Raw genomic sequence first — 24426 nt, 5'->3', positions numbered from 1 at the left:
CGGGTGACTTGCCCGCGTGGAGTGGGCGGGGCTCACTGTCTGTTAGACAAGGAGGATGGGCCGGAGTGGACGTTCTCGCACTCAGCCGTGCCAATCTTCCCCGCCTCCGGCCCGGTGTCCGTGTGCCTCGCTACGACCCCGCGCAGGTTAGCGCGGGGATCGTGCATCTGGGCCCGGGCGCGTTCCACCGCGCCCACATGGCCCGCTACACCCATGAACTGATGCAGGACGACCCGGCGGCGCTGCGCTGGGGCATCCTCGGTGCAGGCCTGATGCCGGGCGACCGCCGGGTGCGGGACAGCCTGGCGCCCCAGGACGGGCTCTACACCCTGGTAGAGCGGGATGGCGGGCAGGAGACGGTCTCCGTCATCGGCTCCCTGGCGGCTCTGCTCTTCGCAGGTGACTGCACGGCGCCGCTGCTGGCGCGGATCGACGATCCGGCCGTCCGCATCCTCAGCTTGACCGTCAGCGAGAACGGCTACTGCCTGCACCCGGCGACGCGCCAGCTGGACCCTGAGCACCCGCTCATCCGGGCGGACCTGGAGAACCCGGCACGGCCGCGGAGCGCGATCGGGGTGATCGTGGAGGCGTACCGGCGCCGGATGGTGGCGGGACACGCCCCCTTCACCGCGCTGTGCTGCGACAACATCCAGAACAACGGTGACGTGCTCCGCCGTGTCGTGCTGGCGCTGGCGGAGATGCGGGACGCGCGGCTCGCCGACTGGATCGAGGCGAAGGGCGCCTTCCCCAACACCATGGTGGACCGTATCACGCCTGCGACGCGGCCAGACCATGTGGCGCATCTGGAGAAGGCCTACGGTCTGAGGGACCGCTGGCCGGTCTTCTGCGAGGGCTTCACCCAGTGGGTGATCGAGGACGATTTCGTTTCCGGCCGCCCGCAATGGGAACGGGTGGGCGCGCAGTTCGTGCCGGATGTGGCGCCCTATGAGATGATGAAGCTGCGGCTGCTGAACGGTAGCCACCTGGCGATCGCAGCCCTAGGCCGGTTGATCGGCTACACCTACGTGCACGAGACCGTGGCGGACCCGAGGCTACGCGCGTACATGGCCGCGCTGATGGACCGCGAGACCGGGCCCACCCTGCCCCCGGTGCCGGGGATCGACCTGGGTGACTACAAGCGCACCCTGATCGCGCGCTTCGCTAATCCCGCCATTGAGGACACGGTGGAGCGGATCAACACGGATGCGCCGATCAATCTCCTGCTCATGCCGATTGAGGCGAGCCTAGCCATGGGCGGGAGGGTGGAGTTGCTGGCCCTGGCGCTCGCGGCCTGGATGAGGCGTCTGCGCGGCCGGGACGATGCCGGCGTGCCGATCGACATCCGTCACCCCATGGCGGCGCTGCTGACGGCGAAGGCGGCGGAGGGCGGGCCCGATCCGGCGCCACTGCTGTCGATCGAGCCGCTCTTCGGGCGCCTGGGCGAGGAAGGCCGCCTGGTCACCCCGCTTCGGCGCTGGCTTGGGCTTCTCTACGAAGTCGGCACCGCGAGGACACTGGACGGGGCGGTGCGAGAGATGGGCTTAGGGGTCTAGGCGCCACTGCCGGAACCAGCACATCCGGACGAGGCACTGAGAGGGACGGCCGGGAGAGTGCAGTCCGGCTACGCTACACAACACTTACCCGGGCTATAAGAACGCCGAACAGAACCGCCTAAACTGTCCGAGGCAAACCGGGGCGCAGGCGAGTGTCGTGAAGGCCAGGTGGATGTCAGCACGGCGCTCGTCTCGGATGCTCAGGCGGCGGTCAGGCGCTCCCGTGCACATCCTAGCAGACGCGTGCCCATAGCGATCATAGGGCCGCCCTCACCACCATCCCGGGAGCGGAGATCAGCAAGCTTGTGCGGCCTGCTCAGCGCAGCGCGGCGCAGTCGTTCGGCGCCGCGAGCCCCGCGAAGCGGTCCGCCATCCAGGCAACAGCCACGCTAGCCGTGTTGTAGGCCGCGAAACCATGCCCCACGCCGGGGAGTGACAGCATCCGCACCGGCAGGCCGGCGGCGCAGGACTCCGCCATGTAGGCACGGGTCACCTCTGGCCGCACGATGGCGTCCGCCTCGCCCTGGGCCAGCAGCAGGGGCAGGCCGGAGGGAAGCGTCCCCGGCGTATTGGCCCGCAGCAGCGATCGCCAGGGCTCCGCCGCCGAGAGGTTCGGAACCCGCAGGAAGCCCTGCTCCAGCGGCTTCTCGGTCTCTTTCCGGGCAATCAGGTCGTAGATGGACTCGATGCACTCGCTCGCCAGCCGCTCCATGGCGGGGACGGCCCCGGGCACCACGGCCTCCCCGGTGGGCGCGCCGAAGACCCGCTGCCAGGACCAGAGCGTCATGGCGGTGAGGTTCTTCCCGGCCGGGGTGTCCAGGTCGTCTCCCAGCAGGGCAGCCAGATCGGTTGCCGGGGCGGCCGCCGCCACGCCGGCCAGCTGTAGTTCCGGCCCGTAGGTCCTCGCCAGGAGCCCTGTGAACAGCGCGGCCTGTCCGCCCTGGGAGTGGCCCCAAACCGCGAAGCTGGATCCCGCCTGCGCCCCGGGCAGGGCGCGTGCGGCCCGGACGCTGTCGATCACCGCCCGCGCCTCGCTCACGCCGACAAGGTAGGGGTGGGGACCTGCCGTGCCGAGGCCGGGGTAGTCCGTAGCAGTGACAACGAAGCCGCGGTCCAGCATCTCCCGCAAGCCCTGGATGCTCCAGAACCGGATGAAGGCCAGAGAGGGGGCGCAGCGCGGAACCACGCCGGAGGTGGGGTGAGCCCAGGCGATGACGGGGCGCCCGCCCTCAGGTGCCGGGCCGCTCGGCACCACGACAACGCCGGAGACGAGGATCGGCTCGTCCCGCAGTCCCGTCGAGCGGTAGAGGACGTGGTAGGCCGACGCGCCCTCCGGCGCGCCCGCGATGGGCTCGCTCCGGACCAGGGAGCCGGGTAGTCCCTGGACGAGATCCGGGGCGGCGTAGAAGGGCGTCTCGGCGCCGAGGTCGGGCGCGCTGATGAAGGGCGCGCAGGCGGTCGCCAAGCCAACGGCGGCCAGCAGGAGGGCAGCCGCGCCGGTGCGCAGCCACTGAAGGATGGATCGGATCACAGCGGGAGCCCTCAGGTTCCCCCTACTTGTCCGCGACGCCTTCAAGACCGCTCGGCGGATTGCAGGGCGTCGAGTGCGGTGGCCAGACCGCGAAGCGAGACCGCGAAGGCTACGGCGCCCCCCTCGGCGTTACGGAACTCCAGCCGGGCCGTCTCCGCGGCCCTGGCCAGGCCCGGCAGCGCCGCCTCGGGCAGCGCGACCTCGGCGAAACAGCCGCGCGGCAGGCAGCGCGCGAAGGGCAGCGTTAGTCCGGGCTGTCCCTCGGGCGTCAGCCTCGCTGCCTCGGACACGGTCACGTTGACGCCGACCTGGGCGGAGAAGGTGACCGAGCCGGCCGCGGCGTCGCGCCGGGCGACGAGCTGAACCAGGGGCTGGCCCTGCGGGTTCACCAGCGTCTGGCTCACCTCGCAGCGCCGCTCGATCCCGCCGGATCGCCCGCAATTCAGCGTCCAGTTGTCATAGGTGGCCGAGGTGCGGTCGGGCTGGGGTACGGTGCTGCCCTCCTGGGGGTTCTCCTCGGAGACATCGTCCTCGATGCAGCCGGGGAGCAGCGTCTCCTGGCCCCGCTCCTCGCCTTCCACGAAGCGCCTCGTCCCAGCCTCCTCGCCGAAGGACATAGGATAACCCCACCCTGCGTTCCCACACGGCCTCAGCTCATGATGGACAATCGCTTGTGCTGGGGGGACACTCTGAGGCAGGATGGCCGTCGCCGCAGGAGGAACTATGCCGCCTGGCAAAGGGGCCAAGGAGGCATCATCCCAGTCCGGGAATGATACCGGGAGCCGCGCCGCTCAATCCAAGGAGCTGGACGCGCTGGCAGCCGAGAACCGGGCACTCCGGGCCGAAGCCACTGCCCAGGTCGCGTCACATCGCCAGCAAATCGAGGATCTGCGCCGGGGGAACGCCGATGCTGAGGCGCAATCCGCCGTCCGTGAGGAAGCGCTGAAGGCGACCGGCGACGAACTGCGTCTGTCGCTCGCCGAGGCGCGTCTGCTGGCCGAGAGCCTGGAGGTGGCCAACACGGCGCTCTCTGGCCGGAACAGCGCGCTTGAGGGCAGCCTCACGGAACGCACTGCCGAGCTGGCCACCGCCAACGAGGCGCGACGCCAGGATCAGCAGCACCTGCAACTCATCTTCGAGAGCGCGACCGAGTACGCGATCTTCACCCTCGATACCCAGGGGCGCGTGACGACCTGGAACCCCGGCGCGCAGCGCATCTTCGGCTACGAGGATGCCGAGATCCTCGGGCAGCCCGGGGCCGTCATCTTCACGCCGGAGGAGCGCGCCGCGAGGCAGCCCGAGGTCGAGATGAGCCGGGCGGTGGAGGACGGCCGCGCCAGGGACGAGCGCTGGCACATGCGGGCCGACGGATCCCGCTTCTGGGCCGCCGGGGTCCTGATGCCGCTGCTGGACCGGGATGGCAGCCTGCAGGGCTTCCTGAAGATCCTGCGCGACCACACGGAGCGTCGCCGCGAGGATGAGCGCCGGGTGCTGCTCACCGACGAGCTCACCCACCGGGTCAAGAACACGCTCGCCTCGGTGCAGTCGGTCGCAGCGCAGACCCTGCGGGAGGCAGACATCTCTCCCGTGCTGCAGGCCACCCTCGTCGAGCGGCTCAAGGCGCTGGGGCGTGCGCACGACATGCTGGTACGGACCGGATGGGAGGGAGCCCTGCTGCGCGATGTGCTCGAGAAGACCCTCGAGCCTCACGCCGGGAGCGCCGGGGGGGTGCGCTACTCGGCGGAGGGGCCGCCGGTCCGGCTTTCCTCGGATAAGACGGTCATCCTCAACCTGGCCCTGCACGAACTGGCGACGAACGCCGCGAAATACGGCGCGCTCTCGGTGCCGGCGGGCCTTGTCGAGGTGACGTGGGAGCTGGAACGGCGGGCTGAGGGAGAGTCACCTGCCGTCGCGATCTCCTGGCGCGAGCGCGGCGGGCCGCCGGTACGGCCGCCTGAGCGCCGCGGCTTCGGCTCGCGGATGCTGGAACGCGCCCTGCCTTACCAGTCCGGCGCCGAGGTCACCCTCGGCTTCCTGCCTGATGGTGTGGAGTGCCTCATCCGGTTGCCGCTGGCGCGGGCGGCATCCCTGCGGGACAGCGCCCGGTAGGAGGGCGCCTTCTCAGGCAGCCAGCCTAATCCCCGAGCCCCCCCGCGCCCAGGGCCCGCCGCGTCAGTCGAAGGCCAGGGGCGGGCCGTTGGCGGCGGCAGGTGCCACGGAAAGATTGGGCAGGCCGAGCCAGGACGCCATGCGGCGCAACTCGCCAACGAGTTGGTCCACCGTGTGTGGCGGCGCGCCTCTCTCGATGTGCAGACGCTGGACAACCAGGGTGCAGGCCTTGCGATCCGCCTTGAGGTCCACGCGCGCGACGAGCGCTCCATCCAGCAGGAAGGGCAGCACGTAGTAGCCGTGCTCGCGCTTGTGGGCGGGCGTGTAGATCTCGAGGCGATAGCGGAACCCGAACAGCCTCTCGGTGCGCGGGCGGTGCCAGACAAGCGGGTCGAAGGGCGACAGCAGCGCCGCGCCCCTGGGCTTGCGGCCGGCCCGTGCATCCTTGTGGAGATAGGCTTGCGGCTGCCATCCCTCTACGCGGACGGGGATGAGGGTTCCCTCCTCCACGAGCTGCTCGAGGGGGGGCTGCGCGTCGGCGGGGGAGAGGCGGTAGTAGTCGCGCAGGTCGTGCGCCGTGGCGATCCCGAGCGCCTGCGCCGCGCGCCAGGAGTTCCCGCCGGGCATCCACGCCGGATGGTGTCGGGAGCTGGAGGGCAGCGCGGGGCAGGACCCGTTCGGGCAAGTCGTAGACGCGCTCGAAGCTGCCGCGCCGATGCGTCGAGGTGACCAGCCCTGCCCAGAACAGCCACTCAAGCGCGTGCTTGGCGTCGCTCCACACCCACATGCCCCGAGAGGCCCTGCTGTCCGCTAGGTCGGACGCCGCCAGCGGTCCCTCGGCAACGATACGGGCGAGCAGGGCATCAGCCTCGCCCCGCCTCTCCCCCGCGAAGGGCTGGAGTTGCCGCCACACGCCATCGCCCCGCAGCGCGCGATCCATGCGCCAGCGCAGCAAGGGATAAGCATCGATGGGGAGGAGCGAGGCCTCATGCCCCCAGTACTCAAAGTAGCGCCTCGGCCTGGCCGTCGCGACCGCATCGAGGAGCGCGCGGTCGTAGGAGCCCAGGCGCGAGAAGAGCGGCATATAGTGGGCACGCACGAGGACGTTGACACTGTCAATCTGAAGCAGGCCGAGCCGGGCGATGGTCCTGCGGAGCCGTGCCGCCCCCACCTCGTCATGCTGCTGCCCTTTGTCGAGACCCTGCGCGTTGAAGCCCTGCGCCGTAAGGGCGATGCGGCGGGCCTCGATGGCCGAGAGTTCCATCGTCAGCGTCGCGTTCCCGTCAGGTGATGCTACTGGTCGGCCCGCCAGACGAGGCCGTACAGAAGGTCGCCGAAGCTTGCCGCTGGGATGTGGCAGCCGGCCGGAGTGATCGGCTGTCCTTCGGCCTGCTTCTCGGCATAGGCGTTGCCAGGGGAGAGGGTACGGCCGCGCCCGACGCCGGCGGCCAGGAAGACCGCCCGTGCCGCGCTAAGGTACAGCAGCTGCACCGCGGGCTTCGGTCCCGTCCAGCTGCGGCTGTCGATTGGCGGCCTCTGCCCCGTGCTCACGTCCCCATCCGGCCTCCCGCCCCGGCCGAGCTTAGGAGATGGGCGGACAAGGTTATAGACTGACATGCCCCCGAAGGCCCGGACCATGCCCACCCGCCTGCTGCGCGCCGCGCTCCTGCTTCTCCTGCCCTTCGCGGCCGTCCTGGCCATGTGCGCCCTCGCCGTCGCCGCCGTTCACGGGTTCCACGGCTTTCGCCTCGACCGGCCGGGGCTCATGCTGATGTGGCTCGGCCTCGTACTCCTCCCCGCATGGATCGTCTTCGGCCTGCGGGAAAGCCGGGGCTCCCTGCCGCGCCTGCTCTTCGTGCACGCCATCCTCTGGTCGGTGCTCGGCACCTACGCCCTGACCGTGGTCCGCTGAGCACAGCCGCCGGGGTTGCCGGGCCACTCCCCCCGGTCCACCATGCCCGGGCATGGCCGAGATCACCTGGTTCTTCGCGTACCGTCACCTCCGCAGCGAGGCGTCGAGCCACGTCATCACCTTCCGCCGCGGCCAACGCGTCCGCTCCGGCCGCGGCCTCGCCTTCTGGTTCCGGCCGGATCGGACGAGCATCGCGGAGGTCCCAGCGGATGACCGGGACACCGACTTCGTCTTCCAGGCGCGTTCGCGCGACTACCAGGTCGTCACGGTGCAAGGCACGATCACCTGGCGCGCGGCGGAGCCGGAGGCGCTGGCCTCCCGCGTGGACTTCACGATCGACCTCCGCACCGGGCGGCTCCGCACGGACCCGCTGGACCGCATCGCGAGCCTTCTCATCGGCCTAGCCCAGTACCAGGCAGCGCGTTACGTCGAGCACCGCCCCGTGCACGACCTCCTGGCTGAGGGCGCGGCGCCGCTGCAGGACGGGATCGCCGCGTCGCTCGCCGCCGATCCCCGGCTGCGCGAGATGGGCCTCTCCGTCGTCACCGTCCGCATCGCCGGGCTGAGCCCGAGCGCGGAGCTGGCCCGCGCCCTCGAGACACCGACTTTCGAGCGCGCGCAGGGCCTCGCCGACGAGGCCGCCTTCGCCCGCCGTGCCCAGGCCGTGGAGAAGGAGCGCGCCATCGCCGAGAACGAGCTCTCCACCAAGGTGGAGCTCGCGCGCCGGCAGGCCGCTCTCATCGCGCAGGAGGACGAGAACGCCCGCCGCCAGGCGGAGGGCCGGGCCGAGGCCGGACGGATTGCCTCCGAGGCCGAGGCGTCGCGGATCCGCGTGGTGGAGGCGGCCCGCAACGCGGCCGAGGGCGAGCGCCTGGCCCTGCTGCGCGACACCGATCCCGCCGTGCTGCAATCCCTGGTGCTGCGCGCCTTCGCGGAGAAGCTGACGAAGATCGAAACGCTCAACATCACGCCCGACCTCACCGCCGCCCTGAACGGCGTGCTGCGCGGGCGCGACGCCGCGAATCCCGCGCCGCCGGCTGCCCCGCGGGGCAACGCGCCCGGCGGCGTAACAACAGGGCTGTGAGCGGCGCACTCGCCCCAAGGCTCGTCCTTGTCACGCGCGAGACCGAGTACGAGGGGCTGCTGGCCCGCCATGCCACGCGCGGCCAGGCCGATGCCTTCTTGCGCCGGAGGTCGCAGAGCCTCGAAGGACTGGACGCCCAGCGCGAGCACGTGGCGGCCCTGCTGGCCGAGATCCGCGGCGCCGTACCGAAAGGCTGGCGCATCGCCTCCGTCCGCCGTGCAGAGCTGGACCGCTTCCTCTTCGGGCCGGAGGACGTGGTGGTCGCCGTCGGCCAGGACGGGCTCGTTGCGAACGTCGCCAAGTACCTCTCCGGCCAGCCGGTGATCGGCGTGAATGCCGATCCTGCCCGCAACGCCGGCGTCCTCGTCCCCCACACCGCCGCCGCAGCCGCTGCCATGCTGCCGCTGGCCGCGGCCGGCACGCTGCGCACCGAGCCGCGCACGATGATCCGCGCCGAGCTCGACGACGGCCAAGCCCTCCTGGCGCTGAACGAGGTCTTCGTGGGCCACGCCAGCCACCAGTCCGCCCGCTACAGCCTGAGCCACGCCGGGCGAGAGGAAGTGCAGTCCTCATCCGGCCTCATCGTGGCCAGCGGCACCGGCGCGACGGGCTGGGCGCTGTCCATCAGCCGCGCGACGGGCGTGACCGTCGATCTTGCCCCGGACGAGCGCGCCGCGATGTTCCTGGTGCGCGAGCCCTGGCCGAGCCGCGCCACCGGAGCCAGCCTCGTGAGCGGACGTCTGGAGGGCGAGGACTCCCTCCTCGTCGTCTCGCGCATGAACGAGGGTGGGGTGGTCTTCGCCGACGGCATCGAGGGGGACCGGCTGGACTTCGCCTGGGGCCGGACCCTCCGCATCACGGTCGCCCGGCAGCACCTCCGCTTCGTGCCCGGGGAGGTCCCGGCCTCCCGCCCCCCCGCCGTTGCGCGCCGGCCCTCCCCTGCTCCGGGCCGTGCGCCGGCCGCGCCACGCCGCACCGCGCCGGCGGCCGCGCCTGCCGCGGCGATCCGCAACGCGCGGCAGGCCTCCCCCGGCGCGAGGACGGGGCGTCGGTGGCTTCGCGTGCTGATCGCGGCCGCAATCGTCGGCGCGCTCGCCTATGCCTGCGCCGTGATCCCTGTCGCTCCCTCAAACAAGCCGGCCGCGCTCGACCGGCTGGACGCGATCCGCTCGTGGCGGGGAGGAAGTCCGGTGCTTGAGAAGGCCCGCGATTGAGGGGTGCCGGGAGAACGCGTTTAGCCAGCCACTGCGGGCCGGACGACGTAGAGAAAGGCGGTCCCCTCCCCTGGCCGGTCCTGGAAAGGCCAGGACAGGCCGACCAGCACATCTCCCCCTGGTCCGGCCGCACGCCACCGCTCGGAGCCGCCGTAGAAGAACTCCGTGCCCCGCTCCACGCTTCCTTCCCGAGGCGGGTAGCGCCGCCGCAGTTCGGCCATCGCCGCCGCGGCGCTCTCCCCGGGTCTGCTGACATGCCAGCAGACCGCGAAGGGGCGGCCGGCGGATGGCGGGGCGTAGCCGGTGAAGGCGTCGCCGCGCCCGGCGAGGCGCGGGTCCGACCACAGCCGACGGCCTGGCGCGTCGGCGGCGATGGCTGGCCCTTGGGGACCGTTGCCGGGGTCGATCTCGATCAGACCCGCCCCTTGCAGCACGGCGGGCAGGCGGGCGGGATCGGCGATGCCGGCCATGCAGCCGCCCATGAACTCCGCGACGCCCGCCTGCACCGAGGCCGGAAGGAGTGCGCCCACCAGCGCCAGCGCTGCCAACGGCGTTCGTTCACTCCTCGCCATGCCTTTCCTCCCGCTGCCATGTCCTGCCGCACCCCACGCGCGTGGCCGCGCCGGCAGCCGGTTGCAGCTTGTCGCTGGATGAGCCGTACGGGGAAAGGAGTGTCCAGCCCCTTGCCCCCTGTTTCTCCCGGACCTCACGATGAGATCAGCCCGCGGCGTCCCCGCCCTGTTCCTCGCCAACGCAGCGGCGTGAGCCCAGGATCCCGGGCCAACCTCGCCGCCCATCACCTACCCAGACCTGCTTGCGCGGGCGGATGGTGCCGAGGCCTTAGTGCCGCCGGGATGGGCGCTGGAGGATCAGGCGGTGGCTGACCTGGACGGGGATGGCAGGCCCGACCTGCAGATGGTGCTGCGCGCGGGACCCCGCCAATGTGTTGGACAATCCCGGCCTGGTAGAGCGCCGCTTCGACAGGCAGCGCGGGCGGTTCGAGCTAATCGGCTTTGATGTGGTGGAAACGAACCGAGCCTCCAGCGCGGTGCGGGGGACGAGCGAGAACTTCAGCACCGGCCAGGCGATCGTCGCACTCGGCCGGGTAGAGGATGGCCGCAAGAGCGAGCGCCGCGTCGTCCTGCCCCGGCGGCCTCTTCGACCCCGGCCTGCCGCGGTGAGCAGGAGGGAGCGCCGGCCGAACTGGGATCGCCTCACGGGCAGGCCTCCGGCGCACCGTGGTGGTAACGGGCACCGGGAAAGCGGCGGCCGGGATCGATGCGGCAGCGCTCGTAGCCCTGGTCGGAGAGAAGCATGTGCGCCAGCGGCGTGACGGCCAGCGGCAACAGCACGACCAGCGGCACGCAGGCGAAGGACAGTCTCATGATCCGCCGCTCCGTCCGGTCCGTCATCCGCCAGCCCAGCAGCACAGCGGACCAGCAGCCGATCGCGATGGCGGCGGGCACGGCGCCGGCCGCGCCGGTGTTCATGTCGATCCAGGAGGCGCCGGAGGTCAGCCCGCCGAGAAGCACCCACAGCGCGTGGACGGCGACCCCGGCCAGGAACGCGCAGAGGGCGAGGAGAAGAAGCCCGACCAACGACGGGCGGAGGCCGCTCACGGGCGCGGCGTGGCGGAACAAGACCACTGCCGGCGCATCCGGGCCCGGCGCCGCGCGGCCGGTGCCAGGCTGCGCGGCCACGCGCACGGCATCGCCGCGCACCCAGCCCGTGGCGGCGGAGAGACGGCAGGGCACGCCAGATCCAGGGCCGGGACCGCGGCGCCGCGCAGGGTCGCCCGCCCATACGCGAGCACGCCTACAAGTGGGCTTGTGGTGCGGGGATCGGGACCGACGAGCATGGGGGCGGTGGAGTCCTGCGGAAGGCCCCTCAAAGATAAAGCACCCTGGCTAAGAAGGGAGGATGAGGGGAGCGTCGGCGGCCGGGCTTCCGGGTCCCTATCTCTGGGCAACGCATCCATGAGGCGAACGAAACGCCCGCCCTCGATCGTCGGATAGTGAATGCCGAGTACACCCGCGCGCTCGTCCCGTATTCCGTTCAGGACCACTAGGCGGCCATCGAGGCAACAGCGGGCCGGTCCAGTGTCCCCCGCCTGTCCTGCCCCTCCCGGCACGTGGGTTCCCTCTTGGCCCGGCAAACACGCTGTTCATGCCAGTTCCGAGCCCAGATGTACCCGGGCCGCCACATGGGCGGCCCAGGAAGGATCACGCCCCCGTCGCGCTCGCCGAGGGCGGCTCGCCGAGCGGGTTCGGCGGCGCGGGCTGCGCCTTCACGAAAGGAGGGTTCCGCAGCCGCATCAGGTGCCAGGGGCTCGGCATCCCGCCCACCCGCGCCTCGATCAGCGTCGGCCCAGCGGTGTCGAGTGCCTCGCGCAGGGCCCGCTCCAGCGCCTCGCCGTCGTCGGCCCGACTGTAAGGCACCTCGAAGGCATCAGCGAGCTTGCCGAAATCGGGGTTCTTCAGCCCGGTGCCGAAGGCCGTGCCGAACTGGTCCTCCTGCATCCGGTGGACGTTGCCGAAGTGCCCATCGTTGAAGACGATCGTGGCGACGCGCAGGTCATACTTCCGGGCCGTGGCCAGCTCCTGCATGCCCCAGCCGAAGCCGCCATCGCCGGTGATGCCGACGACCGGCCGCCCCCCGGCGCCCGCAGCCACCCCGAGCGAGGTGGGGAAGCCGTAGCCGAGCGTCCCTTGGTAGCCCGGACCGATGAAGGTTCCAGGCCGGTACACCGGATAGGCAAAGCGGGCGTAGTAGCCGACCTGCGTCAGCTCATTGACTAGGATGCCGTCGTCGGGAAGCACGTTCCGGATGGCCCGCACGAAGTCGCGCTGCGGCCGGATCGCGTCGGACTGGGCGGCCGCCCACGCGCGAACGCGGTCCAGCTCGTCGCCGCGGGCGGGGCGGCGGGAGACGGCGGCCTCCAGCGCCCTCATGCCGAGCGCCGCATCCGCCTCGATCGCCACCTCGGCCCTGCGCGGCGGTGCCCAGGCGGAGGGGTCGATGTTGAGGTAGACGTAGCGCACCGCGTCGGATGGCCAGGCCGGGTTGCCAACCGCCGTGTCCACGAAGCGGCTGCCCACCACGAGAACCACGTCCGCGTGGGGGAAGACGGCCCGCCCGCCCAGGGCGTTGAGGGCGAGCGGGTGACGGTCCGAGAGGGCGCCGCGGCCATTCTCGCCTATCACCACCGGCGCCTGCAGCCGCTCGGCCAAGGCCCGGAGTGCCTCCGGCGCCTCGCCCGCCAGGGCCCCGCCGCCGACGAAGATCACGGGGAAGCGCGCGCCGCCCAGGAGAGCGGCGGCCCGCTCGACCGCGGCGGCATCGGGCTTCTGCCGCAGGTCCTCGGCATCGGGGGTGATCAGCTCCACCTCGCCGCTCGCGCTCAGCACGTCGTGCGCGATCTCGATGCCCACGGGAGCCGGGCGCCCGGTGCGGAGCTGGCGGACCGCTTCCCGCACGAGGTTCGGGACGTCCGCCGGGGTGGACGCGCTGCCCTGCCACTTGGTGACCGAGGCGAGCACGCCCGTCTGGTCCTTGATCTCGTGCAGGAGGCCGAGGTTCCTGCCCACCGCCGAGCCGTAGATGTTGCCGGCGATGCAGAGCACGGGCGAGTTGCAGGCGTAGGCGGTGGAAAGGCCGGCCATGGCGTTCAGCATGCCGGGTCCCGGCACCACCATGCAGGTGCCGAAGCGGCCGCTCGCGCGCGCGTAGCCGTCGGCCATGTAAGAGGTGGTCTGCTCGTGCCGCGGCACGGTGAAGCGGATCCGGTCGGCGACCTGCCGCAGCCCGTCCACCGCCCAGTCGAGCTGGACGCCCGGGATGCCGAACACGTCGGTCACCCCTTCCAGCACCAGCTGGTGCGCCAGGGCCTGGCCGCCCGTCATCGTCGCCATCCGTCTGTCCTCTCTGAAAGATTCAGTCCGGCAGAAGCTGGCCGGGGTTCAGGATGCCCTTGGGATCCAGCATGCCCTTCACGGCGCGCATCAGGGCCAGCTCCTCGGCCGGCTTCTGCAGCGCGATCTCCTCGCGGTGCAGCTGGCCGATGCCGTGCTCCGCGCTGATGGTGCCGCCCATCCGCCAGACCATCTCGTGCACCAAGCTCTCGATCGCCGGGCGCAGCGCGGCGAAGGATGCGGCATCGGCGCCTTCGGGCTGGGCGATGGAGACGTGCAGGTTCCCGTCGCCGAGATGCCCGAAGACGAAGAAGCGGGCGCCGGGCGCGAGGCGCAGGACGGGCGGCATCAGCGCCTCGGCGAGCTCCGTGATCCTCCCGACCGGCACGGCGAGGTCGAAGCGGAAGGAGAGGCCAAGCAGCCGGTGGGCCTCGGAGAAGGCGTCCCGGAGGGCCCAGAGCCGCGCTTCCTGGGCACCGGACTGCGCGAGCACCCCGTCCACCGCCGCGCCCCCTTCCAGCGCGGCCGAGGCGATGGCCTCCGCGAGCCCCTCCACCGGCTCCTCGCCCGCGAGGTGCAGCAGCACGTTCCAGGCGTGGTTCTCCGGCATCGGAAGGGGCCCGCCCAGGACCTGGGCGGCGAGGGCGAGCCCCAGGCCCGGCACCAGCTCCAGGGCGCTCAGGGCGCGCCCGCCCCGGCGCAGCGCGATCTCGGCCACCCGGTTCGCCGCGGCAAGGTCTGGCAGGGCGAGCAGGAGGCTTGCGGCACTGGTTTCCGGTGGATGGAGCCGTAGGCAGGCGGCCGTGACGACGCCGTGCGTCCCCTCCGTGCCGATGAAGAGCTGCTTCAGGTCGAATCCTGAATTGTCCTTCCGCAGCGCGCGAAGCCCGTTCCAGAGCGTGCCGTCGGCCAGCACCACCTCCAGCCCCAGCACCTGGTCGCGCATGGCGCCGTAGCGCAGCACGCCCATTCCGCCGGCGTTGGTGGAGACGAGCCCGCCGATGCGGGCCGTGTCCCGGGCGCCGAGGTCGAGGCCGAAGTGGCGCCCTGCAGCGCGGGCCGCCGCCTGCACGGCGCCCAGCGTGCAGCCCGCCTCGGCGACGAGGTTCCATCCCGGGGCGTCCACGTGCCGGATCCGGTCCAGGGCGGAAAGGCTCAGCACCACCGCCGGGGGTCGCCCGGATGCGGGCACGCTGGCGCCGCACATGCTGGAATTGCCGCCCTGCGGCACGACGGGCAGGCCGAGGTCGTGGCAGGCGCTCAGAATGGCCTGCACGTCCGGCACGCTCCTGGGGCGGGCGAGCGCGAGCCCCTCCCCCCGGTGCCACCCGCGCCAGTCCCGCAGGTGCGGTTCCAGGATGTCCGCATCGGTGACGAGGACGGATGGAGCAACGCCCGCCGCCGCCAGCCGGGCCCGGAGCACCGCGACAGCCGCGTCCGGCTCCGCGACCGGGGGATCGGCGATCGGGCTCACTCCACCTTGCCCATGGTGCCCAGCACCCGCTTCCAGCGTGCGGACTCGTCCGCCAGGAAGCGGGCGAAGTCGGCGTGGTCCAGGAAAGAGGGCTCGGCCGAGACGCTGAGAAGCGCGCGCTCGGTCTCCGGGTCGGCGACGACCTCCGAGGTAGCGCGGGAGATCTGCTCACGCATAGCCTCCGGCAGCCCCGCCGGCCCGAAGAGGCCCATCCAGGCCGTGACGGAGTAGCCCGGCACCGCCGCCTCCGCGACCGTGGGAACGGAAGGGGCGAGCTTCGAGCGCTGCGGGCCGGTCACCGCGAGGGGCACAACAGTTCCCGCCTGGATATGGGCCTGGGCGGAGGTCAGGTCCACGCTCGCCAGAGGTAGGGTGCCGGCCAACACGTCCGTGACCGCCGGTGCGCTGCCCCGGTAGGGGACGTGGATAAGATTTGCCCCGGTCGCCTGCGCCAGCGTCACCATCGCCAGGTGTTGCGCGCTGTTGGTGCCGGTGGTGCCGTAGCTCAGCCCAGCCCGGTCGGACTTCGACCGCGCGACCACGTCCTGCAGCGTCTTCAGGCCCGTGCCGCTGCCGGCGATGATGACGAGCGGGATGTCGGCGATGCGCGCGACCGGCGCGAGCTGGCGCAGGGGCTCGAAGGACTGCCCGTCGGGGGTGTGGGGATTGATGACGACGGCCCCCGTCGCGCCCGTGCCGAGCACGCTGCCATCCGCCGGGGAACGGGCCAGGACCGACAGGCCGAGCGTGCCGCCGGCGCCGGGGCGGTTGTCCGCGACGAAGTTGCGGTCCAGCCGGGGGCCGAGACCCGCGGCGACCACGCGTGCCACCCCGTCCGCCGAGGCGCCGGCCGCGAAGGGGATGATCATCTGCCCGGGCCGGCGACTACCCTGCACCTGGGCCTGAGCCCGCGCCGCCAGGGTCAGCGTGGCGAGCGCCACGACGGCCTCACGTCTCCTCATCTCGGACGCTTTCCTCTCGTGTTGCGGCGCCTGTCTCGCTTCGCGCCTTCTTGTTTTCGGGGAGAAGCAGCTCAGTCCACGAAGAAGGGGGTTTCCTCCTCCGGTGAGCCGTGCAGGACGAGGTCGAAACGGAAGCGCCGGATGCTGTCGGCGGCGCCTTCCTCCGCCGCGACGAGGCGGCGCCGCAGCCCGTCCTCCGGCAGGGCGAGCAGGATGGGATCCTGGCCATTCACAAGTGCAAATTCGGGGAAGAACACGGTGGTGACGAGACGCCGCATGATGCCCGAGCCGAGGACTGACAGGTTCACATGCGGGGCGCGCATGCCGGCGGCATCGGCATAGCCGCCCGGCATCACCGTTTGGAACTCATAGCGGCCCGCCTCGTCGGTCCAAGCGCGGCCCCAGCCCAGGAAGCACGGGTCCGCATCGGCGTGGCGCGGATCGAGCGGGTGGCGGAAGCGGCCGCCCGCATCGGCCTGCCACGCCTCCAGTACTGCGTTGACGCAAGGCCCGCCGCCCTCCTCCAGCACGCGCCCGTGCAGGATGATGCGCTCGCCCCGCGCGGTCGGCGGGGCATCCGGCGACAGGCGCGTCAGGTCGTTGTCGCCCTCCTTGAAGAAGGTGCGCGGGAAGAAGGGGCCGATCGTGTGCCAGCCCGTGGGCGGGAGAGGCGCATTGGTGCTCATCGCGGCGCTCACGGCAAAGGCGGGGTAGCGTGGCGGCCCCGCAGGACCAGGCGGTGGCGGTAGGCGAGCCACTCGCCGTCCACCTCCTCGGTGGAGACCTCGCGCGCCACGAGGAGTTCCCGCGCCGCCGGGTCGGGCAGCGAGTTCAGCAGACGGTCATGGACGTTCAGCGGATCGCCCGGGAAGTACATCTGCGTGACGAGGCGCGAGAGGCTGCCGGGGCCGAGGATGGAGAAGTGGACGTGCGGCGGGCGCCACCAGCGGCCGGAGTTCGGGACGGGGTAGGCGCCGGGGCGGATCGTGAAAAAGGCGTAGTCCCCGTTCGCGTCCGTCAGCGCGCGGCCGTTGCCGATGAAGTTCGGGTCCAGCGGTGCGTCGCGCTGGTCCAGCGGGTTGAAGTAGCGCCCGGCGGCATTGGCCTGCCATATCTCGACGACGGCGTTCCGGACCGGCCGCCCGTCCTCGTCCAACACGCGGCCGGAGATGTGGATGAGTTGCCCGATTGCCGGCCTTCCCTCCGGCGAGACGGCGAGGTTGCTGTCGCCCGGCTGGAGCTTGGGGGTGAGGTCGAGCGGGCCGGTCAATTCCGTCCGGGTGACCGGGCGCCGGAACAGCGGCAGCGAGCAGGGATGGCGGCGCACCGTGTTCGGGTAGCCGGCAATCGGGACCTGCGGCTGGCCGGCCTCGTCGTAAGGAGCGAACCGGTCAGGGGGATCGGTCAGCATCGGGCGATCCCCCGGCCAGCGGCCCCGCAGCGACGTTGCATGTTTCCGCCCCCTTGGTTCGTGAACGCGCCCGGCCCCATATGCGCGTACATCGTTGACGTAATCAACTATAATCCTGGCTTCGCCCAGCCATCAGTACGGGCAGATGACGTCGAGCAGGGCCTGCCGCCCCTCCTCGACGGCGCGGCGCGCGCGTGCCAGGGCGGCAGGAAGCTCCGCCGCGTCCTCCACCCGCTCTCCGTAGCCGCCATGGGCTTCCACGACTTTGTCCCAGCGGCTCCCGGAGGCGAGGTCGGCCAGGAACCGGCCATCATCGGCCCCGGCAGCCCCCTTGGCGTACATCGACATGGTGGCGCCGCGAACGGCGCCGTAGCGCTCGTTGTTGAAGACGATGGTGAGCACGGGCAGGTCGTGAACCTGCGCGGTCCAGTGGCTCGCGGAAGGGTTGGCGAACATGTAGGCGCCGTCCCCGATGGTGCAGACCACCAGGCGCCCGGGATCCGCCAGCTTGATGCCCAGGGCGGCCCCGAGGCTCCAGCCGAGGCCGCCGGCCGGGCCGAGCTGGAAGTAGCTGCCGGGGCGCGTGCGGGAGCAGTGGTCCAGGCGCAGCGGGTACTCGTTGACGATCGTCGCGTCGCCCAGAGCCTCCCCGATCGCGTGGCTGAGGTATTCGGGCGTGATCACGCTTCCCTTCGGCCGGGCCTTCGCCGCGGCGGCGGCCAGGCGCGCGGCCCGGGTCTCCGCCATCGCGAAGCGCCGGGCCTCCAGGTCGCCCTCCGCGATCTGTTCCTCCGCCGCGCGGTGAAGGCGCGCCAGCGTTACCGCCGCGTCGGCGGTGATGGAGAGGTCGCTGGGAAAGCTCCGCATGGGATAGCGCTGCCACGCCGGGTCCTCGCCGACATGGACAATCCGTGTCCCGGGCGCTGGCCTGACGAGGCTGGGCGTCCAGGGGACGTCCGACTCGATCGCAAGGATCAGGTCGGCCTTCGGGACCAGGGGGCCGGGATCGAAGCCGGCGTGCATCGGGTGGTCTGTCGGCAGGCAGAGCTGGCGCGGGTTATAGGTGACGATCGGGACCGCGAAGCGCTCAGCGAAGGCGGCGAGGGTAGCGACATCCTCGGCGGTGCGGCCCATGCCCGCCGTCACGATCAGCGGGCTGGAGGCGTCGGCGAGCCAGCCTGCCAGCGTCTCGATGTCGGCCGGATCGGGATGCGGCTTCCGCGGCGGTCCGCGGCGCGCGTTCACGGCGGTCCCCTCCGACACGCTTGCTGCCAGCGGCTCCCGCGGCAGGGTGAGGTAGACGGGGCGGCGCGGCGCGGCGTCCATCACCTCGAAGGCGCGGTCCACGACGTCCGCGACCTGGGAGGGATTGCGCAGCTCGTAGTCCCACTTCACCCATTCCCGCAGCATGCCCGCCTGGTCGAACATCTCCTGCGCCCAGTGGATGTGCCGGTTGCGGGTGCCCACGGCGCCGACCTCGGTGACAGGGGACCGGCCGGCGCAGAGCAGCACGGGCACGTTGTCGCGGCTGGCGTCGGCGATGGCGTTGATCGTGTTGGCCGTCCCGACGCTCACATGCACCATCACCGCCTGCGCCCGGCCGGTGGCCAGGAAGTAGCCGTGCGCCATGGTCACGGCCGTGTTCTCGTGCGTCACCAGCACCGGGTCCGGCATGCGCGGGTTCTTCCTGCCGGCGGCGCTGTAGGCCTCGACGATCGGCGCGAAGTCGGTGCCGGGGTTCAGGAAGAACTTGTCGACGCCGTGCTCGGCCAGCGCGGCCAGGAACACCTCTGCGGCCATGGGGCGGATGGGTGCGACGGCATCCCCGGCCGAGGCCGGACCGGGGTGCGAAGCGTGCTCGCGATCCATCAGCGCGTTCCCCCTCCACTTTCGTGGAATCTTCTGTCCGTCTGGCGGACGTCGTTTTCAGGAAGGCTGAGCCAATCCGTGGATAGTGTCAACTAAGCGCGGTCGCTCAGGTAATCATCCGCTCTTCGGTGGTCGCGGCGGCCATCGCGGCCTCGTCGAGCGAGACGCCGAGGCCAGGGCCATCCGGCACCGCCATCGCACCGTTCCTTATGGGGCCAAGCCCCGTCACCACATCGGAGGAGAGCCAGGCGGCGCCGCAGTCGGTCGCGCGCCTCACCGCGGGGTGGGCGGCCGCCAGGTGCAGGTTCGCGGCGGTGGCGATCCCGGTCTCGAACAACGAGTGCAGGGCCACCTCCACGCCGAACAGCGCGGCGGTCGCGGCCATGTCGCGCCAGCCCTCGATGCCGCCCCACATGAAGACATCGCCGAGCCAGACATCGGCTCCGGGCAGGCGAAGGGCGGCGGGGATGTGGTCCGGCTGGATCACCGCCATGTTGGTGGCGACCGTCATGCCGGTGGCGCCGCGCAGGCGCGCCAGACCCTCCCGGTCGTCGCAGGGATCCTCCAGCCACTCGGGCGCGTGCGGGCGCAGCCGCTCCGCAAGCCGGACGGCGGCGGCGGTGGGCCAGCCGGCATTGGGGTCGATGCGGATGGCAGCATCCGGCCCCAGCGCACCGCGGAGCGCGCCCATGGCTGCCACGTCCCAGTCCGCGCTCGCCGCCGCCGACTTGTACTTGAAGGCGCCGAAGCCGTGCCGCGCGGCGAGTTCCGCCGCCAGTTCCCCCAGCGCGGCCGTGCGGGACAGGTCGCGGTACTCCGCGGCGATCTCGGCGCGGCTGGCGGGCCGGGAGAGCGCGACGGCGGGCAGCGGGCAGCAGAGCGGCACGTGCGGCACCGGCCCCGGCGCGCCCATCAGGGCCCGCAGCGGCAGGCCAAGCCGCTTCCCGGCTGCGTCCCAGAGCGCCAGTTCCAGCCCCGCGAAGGCCGACCAGCCAATCCGTCCCTGCCGATTGTCGAAAACGGAACGGGAGAAGCTGCGGCGGAAGCCCGCGCGGTCCATCGCGTCCCGCCCGATAAGGGAGGGAGCGAGGCGAGCTGTGGCGGCGTAGCAGTCGGGATAGCCGAGCGTCTCGCCTAGCCCCACGGTGCCGTCCGCCAGGGTGACCTCGATCACCGTCCGCTCCGTCGTCGCCATGACGTACATGGAGGAGACGTAGACCATCCCGAGCTGGAGCCGTACGCGGCGCAGCCGGACCGAGCGGACCGTCGCGGCCCCGCTCACGCGCCGAGTTCCTGGCAGTGCAGCGCAAGGTCATCCATCGCCCGGGGATCCGGCGGGGGTCCGAAGCCGGGCCCCGGCGGCGCGGTGAAGGTCCCCTCCCCGTCCGGGGCCGTCCGGCCCAGCCAGGGGTGCATGGTGCGCAGGTGCAGCAGCATCGCCGCCGCGAACGGAGCCCTCGTTGCGGGGCGCAGTGCCACCTCGACGTTGAAGATTCGCGCGGCGCCGGCAAGGCGGCGGAGACCACTCGGGCCGAGCGCCCCGGGGTCCGCGGATAGGATGAGGGTCTCGGGGTTCAGCAGCACCTCCCGCAACGCTCGCGCCCCCCACGGTGCGGCACGCGCCCCTGCCGCGATACCCTCCACCGCGGCCGGCGGGGCGGCGCCGAGCAGGGCGGCGGCCGTGATCCCCCTCTCCCGCGCGGCGAGATCAAGCGCCGCCGTGGAGAGGAGACCAGCGCCCGGAGTGGCCGGAACCATCGGGTCCAGCGCCATGGACAGGGATGGGGCGGAGAGGTCGATGGTTCCGCTGAGCGGCTCGTCAGCGGGAACGGCTCCGACAGCCCAGCCCTCGTTCGATCCGTCCGAGAGGCGAAGTGCGCGGATACCGCCCGGCAGGTTCCAGATCATGGCCCGCATCGTCCATCTCCCCAGCGGCTGGACCGCACTCTGACAGGCTACCCACTGTCCGTATTGGCGCCTGCATTCTCATTATCCTGGTGTCTCGCCCCGCAGCGGAGGTCCGTCAAGCCGGCAAACTCCCCCACTTCGAGACGCGAACCCCTTCATTCGAGACGTCACCGGGCTGCATTTCAGTTGACCACGTCAACATACGAACCTAGCGTCCGCCCCGTGAAACGGTCGGCGGTGGATCAAGCCCGAACAGGGATGCCGATCGCGCAAGGGAGAGATCGGCATGAAGCTAGGTCGTCGGGAATTGCTGGGCTGCTTGGCTGGGGCGACCCTGGCGCCGGCGCTGGGACAAGCCCAGAGTTCCGAGTATCCGGACCGCCCGGTGCGGGTCATCGTTCCCTATACGCCCGGCGGCACAAACGATCTGGTCGGCCGCATCCTGTCCCAGAAGCTCAGCGAGGCACTGGGCCAGCCCTTCGTGGTGGAGAACCGGCCCGGCGCCCAGGCGATCGTTGGAACCGAGGCCGTCGCGCGCGCCCGGCCTGATGGCTACACGCTGCTGATCGGCGCGAGCGGCCCGATCGTGTTCAACCCGGCGACGTCCGAGCGGCTCAGCTACGACTCCCTGTCCGACTTCATCCCCGTCACGAACCTGGTGACCTTCCCGCTCGTCCTGCTCGTCTCCGCGAACTCGCCCTTTCGCAGCCTGGCCGACCTTATCGCCTTCGCAAAGTCCAACCCCAGCCGCGCGAATTACGGCACGCCCGCGACCAGCTTCCAGCTCGCGACCGAGCTGTTCAACCAGCGGGCCGGCACCCGGTTCCAGCACATCACCTACCGGGGATCCTCCGACTGCGTCACCGCCCTCATCCGTGACGAGGTCACGATGACGATGATCGACACCGCTCCCGCCGTGGCGGGCCTCTCGGGCGGGCAGGTCCGCGCCCTGGCGGTCACCTCGGCGGACAGGATCGCCGCCCTGCCCGATGTCCCGACGATGAAGGAGCTTGGCCTCCCGGACGTGGAGGCTGTCCTGTGGGCAGGCCTGTTCGCCCCGGCGCGCACGCCGCCCGAGGTGGTGCGACGCCTGAACACCGCGACGGCAGAGGTCCTCCAGACGGCGGACGTGAAGGAGCGGCTGTCGAAGCTCGTTCTCGATCCCGCGGGAACCACGCCGGAAGCCTTCCGCGCCACCATCGCCCGCGAGATCGACCTTTGGCGGGGCGTTGCCAAGGCGGCCAATATCCAGATGGACCGCTAGCGCTTCCCGAGTGCAGGCGTGATTCGCCGAGAGCCTGGCCGGCGCGGAGGGGCAGGCACGCCCTGCCCGCCCCCGCTCGCACGAGGTCCTGACGAGCCCACAGGGCCGGAAGCGGGATACGCTCGCGCCCGGCTGAACGCCGGGGCGACGCACGTTCCTGCCGCCGATCGAAGGTCACCGCCAGAGGAGCACGAGTTACTCCGCCCCTGGCACTGACAACCCAGCAAGCGAGGATCCCATGCTGCGCTACAGCTATCTGCCCAGCGACTTCAACCCGATAGTCCTGATGCTCGGGGATGCCGAGGACCTGCGTCGCCTCGGCGCCGCGCTCCGGTTCTTCGCCGCGGAGCCCGGCGAGAAATCCTTCGACGAGTTCGACTTCGCACAATCCGATGCCGGCACCCGGATCGTCATTCGTCCCGCGATGAAGCAGGTGGGAATGCGCCGACCCGCGGAGGACTCGCCGCTGGAGTGGCTCCTCTCCCCGGACCAGGCTCGCGAGTTCGCCGACCAGCTCGACGGCCTGGCCGCACCCGATTGCAGGTCGGGCTCGGAGATGCTCGGCCCTGACGCGGTGAACGTGCGGGAGGGCATTCCCGTGAAGGTGTCCCGGGGCGAGTTCCACGACAGATTTCTCGTGACGGAGCGCTGACACCCGCCGTTCCGCCGGGAGCAAGGTCCTTGACAGCCCCGGATCAGGTGCCTTAATCCACATTTTACGAGAATGATGTCCATCTGTCGGACACGACCAAGGGCTACAGCAAGGCTGGCCACTCCTCGCGCAGTTGCGCCCTCCCCTCCCAGCTCCGGCCCAGGGGAGAGCACGGATCCGGCAGACGCCAGCAGGGGAAAGGGAGAGACAGGGATGAGTGAAGCCGCCGCCTCCAACCAGTGGGTCGACACCCAGCGCGGCTTCATCAGCCGCGACATCTTCGTGGACCCGAGGGTCTATCAGCTCGAGTTGGAGAAGCTCTTCGCGCGCGCCTGGCTCTTCGTCGGGCACGAGAGCCAGATCCCGAACCCAGGCGACTTCTTCACCTCGCGGATGGGCGAGGAATCTGTGATCCTCTGCCGCGACAAGAAGGGCGAGGTCCACGTCTTCCTGAACTCCTGCCGGCATCGCGGCATGAAGGTGTGCCGGTACGAGCAGGGCAACACCTCCCTGTTCACCTGTCCCTATCACAGCTGGACCTATGCCACCGATGGCAAGCTGCAGGGCGTCCCGCTCTACAAGTCGCTCTATGACGGCGTGCTGGACCGCTCCGAGCACTCGCTGATCGAGGTGCCGCGGCTGGTCAAGTACAAGGGCACCGTCTGGGCCTCCTGGGACGCGAAGGCGCCCGACTTCTTCGACTATCTCGGCGATGCCAAGCAGCACCTCGACCAGGCGCTGGATTGCCGCGACGGCCGCGAGGGCGGCTCCGAGGTGATCGGCGTCCACAAGTGGATCATCCCCGCGAACTGGAAGCTCGCGGCGGAGAACTTCCTTGGCGACACCTACCACAATCCCAGCCACCGTTCGGTGGACCTGATCGGCATCGGCCCGAGCGCGGCCGCCGGCGTGAAGGGGCGCCGCGACGACGAGCTGGCGAAGGCCAAGCACATCTGGGTCAGCTTCTTCCAGGGCCACGGCGTGCATAGCGCCATCGCCCCCGAGCAGAACGAGTACGTGAACTCCTTCCTCAGCGATCCGGAGATCGAGGAGTATTTCCGCCACTGCTTCGAGGAGCGGAAGCGCCGCCTGGGCGAGCAGGCCCGCCTACTTCCCTTCACCGGCACGATCTTCCCCAACACCTCCTACCACGGCCGCCAGCCGCGCGGGCTCTGCGCCTGGCACCCGCACAGCCCCACCGAGACGGAGGCCTGGCGCTTCTTCCTGGTGGATGCCGACGCGCCCGCCCAGGTGAAGGAGTACCTGCGCCACTACTACATGCGCTACTCCGGCCCGGCCGGCATGACAGAACAGGACGACATGGAGAACTGGCTCTACGCGACGCGGGCCAGCATGGGCACGATCGCGCGGCGGTACCCGTTCAACTACCAGCAGTCCATGAACACCTCGAAGATGAACGACCTCGTGCCGGGCAATGTCAGCACGCAGATGACCGAGGAGATGGCGCGCGGCTACTACCGGGCCTGGAGCCGCTACCTGAACGACAGCGACTGGGACATCATCATGGGCCGCGACGGCACCCAACACGCCGTCGCTGCCGAGTAGACGCGA

The 24426-nt window shown here is 71.1% G+C and carries 21 protein-coding genes and 2 pseudogenes; 8 read left to right on the top strand and 15 right to left on the bottom strand.

Features of this window, described 5'->3' with window-relative positions; all coding sequences use genetic code 11:
* Nucleotides 1-65 precede the first annotated feature (65 nt).
* Nucleotides 66-1553 (top strand): mannitol dehydrogenase family protein, encoded by a 1488-nt coding sequence (locus NRP21_RS03965; protein WP_257714879.1) that lies wholly within the window; start codon nt 66-68, stop codon nt 1551-1553.
* Nucleotides 1554-1646: 93 nt separating this feature from the next.
* Here the strand turns inward: NRP21_RS03965 and NRP21_RS28000 are convergent.
* The 3 genes and pseudogenes from NRP21_RS28000 to NRP21_RS03955 all read right to left on the bottom strand — a co-directional run.
* A pseudogene (locus tag NRP21_RS28000) lies at nt 1647-1763 on the bottom strand (IS5/IS1182 family transposase); the annotation flags it as partial.
* A 106-nt stretch (nt 1764-1869) separates the two neighbouring features.
* The gene (locus NRP21_RS03960; protein ID WP_257714878.1) at nt 1870-3084 is read right to left on the bottom strand and encodes an alpha/beta hydrolase family protein; all 1215 of its coding nucleotides are present in this window, start codon (nt 3082-3084) and stop codon (nt 1870-1872) included.
* A gap of 41 nt (nt 3085-3125) precedes the next feature.
* The gene (locus NRP21_RS03955) at nt 3126-3701 is read right to left on the bottom strand and encodes an invasion associated locus B family protein (protein ID WP_257714877.1); all 576 of its coding nucleotides are present in this window, start codon (nt 3699-3701) and stop codon (nt 3126-3128) included.
* Nucleotides 3702-3783: 82 nt separating this feature from the next.
* Between NRP21_RS03955 and NRP21_RS03950 the strand changes: the two genes are divergently transcribed.
* Complete coding sequence (locus tag NRP21_RS03950; protein WP_257714876.1) at nt 3784-5193, top strand: sensor histidine kinase; 1410 nt, start codon at nt 3784-3786, stop codon at nt 5191-5193.
* A 63-nt stretch (nt 5194-5256) separates the two neighbouring features.
* On the opposite strand, the pseudogene NRP21_RS03945 reads toward NRP21_RS03950, so the two are convergent.
* Both NRP21_RS03945 and NRP21_RS03940 read right to left on the bottom strand, forming a co-directional pair.
* Nucleotides 5257-6277 (bottom strand): annotated as a pseudogene (locus NRP21_RS03945) (winged helix-turn-helix domain-containing protein).
* A 209-nt stretch (nt 6278-6486) separates the two neighbouring features.
* Nucleotides 6487-6744, bottom strand: coding sequence for a hypothetical protein (locus NRP21_RS03940; RefSeq protein WP_257714875.1), 258 nt, complete (start codon nt 6742-6744; stop codon nt 6487-6489).
* A gap of 64 nt (nt 6745-6808) precedes the next feature.
* Between NRP21_RS03940 and NRP21_RS03935 the strand changes: the two genes are divergently transcribed.
* Genes NRP21_RS03935 through NRP21_RS03925 form a run of 3 tightly spaced genes read left to right on the top strand, consistent with a single transcriptional unit; the run spans nt 6809 to nt 9403 of the window.
* Entirely contained in the window at nt 6809-7105 is a 297-nt protein-coding gene (locus tag NRP21_RS03935) for a hypothetical protein (protein ID WP_257714874.1), read from the top strand.
* A 52-nt stretch (nt 7106-7157) separates the two neighbouring features.
* On the top strand, nt 7158-8189 hold the full coding sequence (locus NRP21_RS03930) for an SPFH domain-containing protein (RefSeq protein ID WP_257714873.1): 1032 nt from the start codon (nt 7158-7160) through the stop codon (nt 8187-8189).
* Entirely contained in the window at nt 8186-9403 is a 1218-nt protein-coding gene (locus tag NRP21_RS03925) for a diacylglycerol kinase catalytic domain-containing protein (RefSeq protein WP_257714872.1), read from the top strand. The genes NRP21_RS03930 and NRP21_RS03925 overlap by 4 nt, the downstream gene beginning before the upstream one ends.
* Nucleotides 9404-9423: 20 nt before the next feature.
* Here the strand turns inward: NRP21_RS03925 and NRP21_RS03920 are convergent, their stop codons facing one another.
* From NRP21_RS03920 to NRP21_RS03875, 10 genes are all read right to left on the bottom strand, one after another.
* Nucleotides 9424-9975, bottom strand: a complete 552-nt coding sequence (locus tag NRP21_RS03920) for a hypothetical protein (protein ID WP_257714871.1) — start codon at nt 9973-9975, stop codon at nt 9424-9426.
* Nucleotides 9976-10617: 642 nt separating this feature from the next.
* Entirely contained in the window at nt 10618-11157 is a 540-nt protein-coding gene (locus tag NRP21_RS03915; RefSeq protein ID WP_257714870.1) for a hypothetical protein, read from the bottom strand.
* Between the two features lie 468 nt (nt 11158-11625).
* Complete coding sequence (locus NRP21_RS03910) at nt 11626-13314, bottom strand: thiamine pyrophosphate-dependent enzyme (protein ID WP_257714869.1); 1689 nt, start codon at nt 13312-13314, stop codon at nt 11626-11628.
* 22 nt (nt 13315-13336) lie between these two features.
* Complete coding sequence (locus NRP21_RS03905; protein WP_257714868.1) at nt 13337-14788, bottom strand: FAD-binding oxidoreductase; 1452 nt, start codon at nt 14786-14788, stop codon at nt 13337-13339.
* A complete protein-coding gene (locus NRP21_RS03900; protein WP_257714867.1) occupies nt 14785-15750 on the bottom strand; it encodes a Bug family tripartite tricarboxylate transporter substrate binding protein in 966 nt (321 codons plus the stop codon). The genes NRP21_RS03905 and NRP21_RS03900 overlap by 4 nt, the downstream gene beginning before the upstream one ends.
* Before the next feature lie 71 nt (nt 15751-15821).
* Nucleotides 15822-16436, bottom strand: coding sequence for a protocatechuate 3,4-dioxygenase subunit alpha (gene pcaG, locus NRP21_RS03895; protein ID WP_257714866.1), 615 nt, complete (start codon nt 16434-16436; stop codon nt 15822-15824).
* An 8-nt stretch (nt 16437-16444) separates the two neighbouring features.
* Nucleotides 16445-17161, bottom strand: coding sequence for a dioxygenase family protein (locus NRP21_RS03890; RefSeq protein ID WP_257714865.1), 717 nt, complete (start codon nt 17159-17161; stop codon nt 16445-16447).
* Between the two features lie 132 nt (nt 17162-17293).
* Nucleotides 17294-19030 (bottom strand): thiamine pyrophosphate-requiring protein, encoded by a 1737-nt coding sequence (locus NRP21_RS03885; RefSeq protein WP_257714864.1) that lies wholly within the window; start codon nt 19028-19030, stop codon nt 17294-17296.
* Between the two features lie 106 nt (nt 19031-19136).
* Nucleotides 19137-20312, bottom strand: a complete 1176-nt coding sequence (locus NRP21_RS03880) for a mandelate racemase/muconate lactonizing enzyme family protein (RefSeq protein WP_257714863.1) — start codon at nt 20310-20312, stop codon at nt 19137-19139.
* On the bottom strand, nt 20309-20947 hold the full coding sequence (locus NRP21_RS03875; protein WP_257714862.1) for a hypothetical protein: 639 nt from the start codon (nt 20945-20947) through the stop codon (nt 20309-20311). The genes NRP21_RS03880 and NRP21_RS03875 overlap by 4 nt, the downstream gene beginning before the upstream one ends.
* Nucleotides 20948-21224: 277 nt before the next feature.
* Here NRP21_RS03875 and NRP21_RS03870 point away from each other — a divergent pair, with 277 nt between their 5' ends.
* The 3 genes from NRP21_RS03870 to NRP21_RS03860 all read left to right on the top strand — a co-directional run bounded on the left by NRP21_RS03870 (nt 21225) and on the right by NRP21_RS03860 (nt 24420).
* On the top strand, nt 21225-22202 hold the full coding sequence (locus NRP21_RS03870; protein ID WP_257714861.1) for a Bug family tripartite tricarboxylate transporter substrate binding protein: 978 nt from the start codon (nt 21225-21227) through the stop codon (nt 22200-22202).
* Between the two features lie 238 nt (nt 22203-22440).
* The gene (locus NRP21_RS03865; RefSeq protein WP_257714860.1) at nt 22441-22854 is read left to right on the top strand and encodes a hypothetical protein; all 414 of its coding nucleotides are present in this window, start codon (nt 22441-22443) and stop codon (nt 22852-22854) included.
* A 213-nt stretch (nt 22855-23067) separates the two neighbouring features.
* Entirely contained in the window at nt 23068-24420 is a 1353-nt protein-coding gene (locus NRP21_RS03860; RefSeq protein WP_257714859.1) for an aromatic ring-hydroxylating oxygenase subunit alpha, read from the top strand.
* Nucleotides 24421-24426 lie beyond the last annotated feature (6 nt).

Origin of the sequence: Roseomonas populi, assembly GCF_024594815.1 — a bacterium.
Classification (GTDB): domain Bacteria; phylum Pseudomonadota; class Alphaproteobacteria; order Acetobacterales; family Acetobacteraceae; genus Roseomonas; species Roseomonas populi.
Note: the sequence above shows the minus strand (reverse complement) of the source record. Positions and strands in the feature narration are given on the sequence as shown.

Excerpts from the sequence above, each read along its gene's own strand:
- NRP21_RS03955 (WP_257714877.1), bottom strand. The coding sequence starts at position 3,701 with ATGTCCTTCGGCGAGGAGGCTGGGACGAGGCGCTTCGTGGAAGGCGAG.
- NRP21_RS03950 (WP_257714876.1), top strand. The coding sequence starts at position 3,784 with ATGGCCGTCGCCGCAGGAGGAACTATGCCGCCTGGCAAAGGGGCCAAG.
- NRP21_RS03935 (WP_257714874.1), top strand. The coding sequence starts at position 6,809 with ATGCCCCCGAAGGCCCGGACCATGCCCACCCGCCTGCTGCGCGCCGCG.
- NRP21_RS03930 (WP_257714873.1), top strand. The coding sequence starts at position 7,158 with ATGGCCGAGATCACCTGGTTCTTCGCGTACCGTCACCTCCGCAGCGAG.
- NRP21_RS03920 (WP_257714871.1), bottom strand. The coding sequence starts at position 9,975 with ATGGCGAGGAGTGAACGAACGCCGTTGGCAGCGCTGGCGCTGGTGGGC.
- NRP21_RS03910 (WP_257714869.1), bottom strand. The coding sequence starts at position 13,314 with ATGGCGACGATGACGGGCGGCCAGGCCCTGGCGCACCAGCTGGTGCTG.
- NRP21_RS03900 (WP_257714867.1), bottom strand. The coding sequence starts at position 15,750 with ATGAGGAGACGTGAGGCCGTCGTGGCGCTCGCCACGCTGACCCTGGCG.
- pcaG (WP_257714866.1), bottom strand. The coding sequence starts at position 16,436 with ATGAGCACCAATGCGCCTCTCCCGCCCACGGGCTGGCACACGATCGGC.
- NRP21_RS03890 (WP_257714865.1), bottom strand. The coding sequence starts at position 17,161 with ATGCTGACCGATCCCCCTGACCGGTTCGCTCCTTACGACGAGGCCGGC.
- NRP21_RS03885 (WP_257714864.1), bottom strand. The coding sequence starts at position 19,030 with ATGGATCGCGAGCACGCTTCGCACCCCGGTCCGGCCTCGGCCGGGGAT.
- NRP21_RS03875 (WP_257714862.1), bottom strand. The coding sequence starts at position 20,947 with ATGCGGGCCATGATCTGGAACCTGCCGGGCGGTATCCGCGCACTTCGC.
- NRP21_RS03870 (WP_257714861.1), top strand. The coding sequence starts at position 21,225 with ATGAAGCTAGGTCGTCGGGAATTGCTGGGCTGCTTGGCTGGGGCGACC.
- NRP21_RS03865 (WP_257714860.1), top strand. The coding sequence starts at position 22,441 with ATGCTGCGCTACAGCTATCTGCCCAGCGACTTCAACCCGATAGTCCTG.
- NRP21_RS03860 (WP_257714859.1), top strand. The coding sequence starts at position 23,068 with ATGAGTGAAGCCGCCGCCTCCAACCAGTGGGTCGACACCCAGCGCGGC.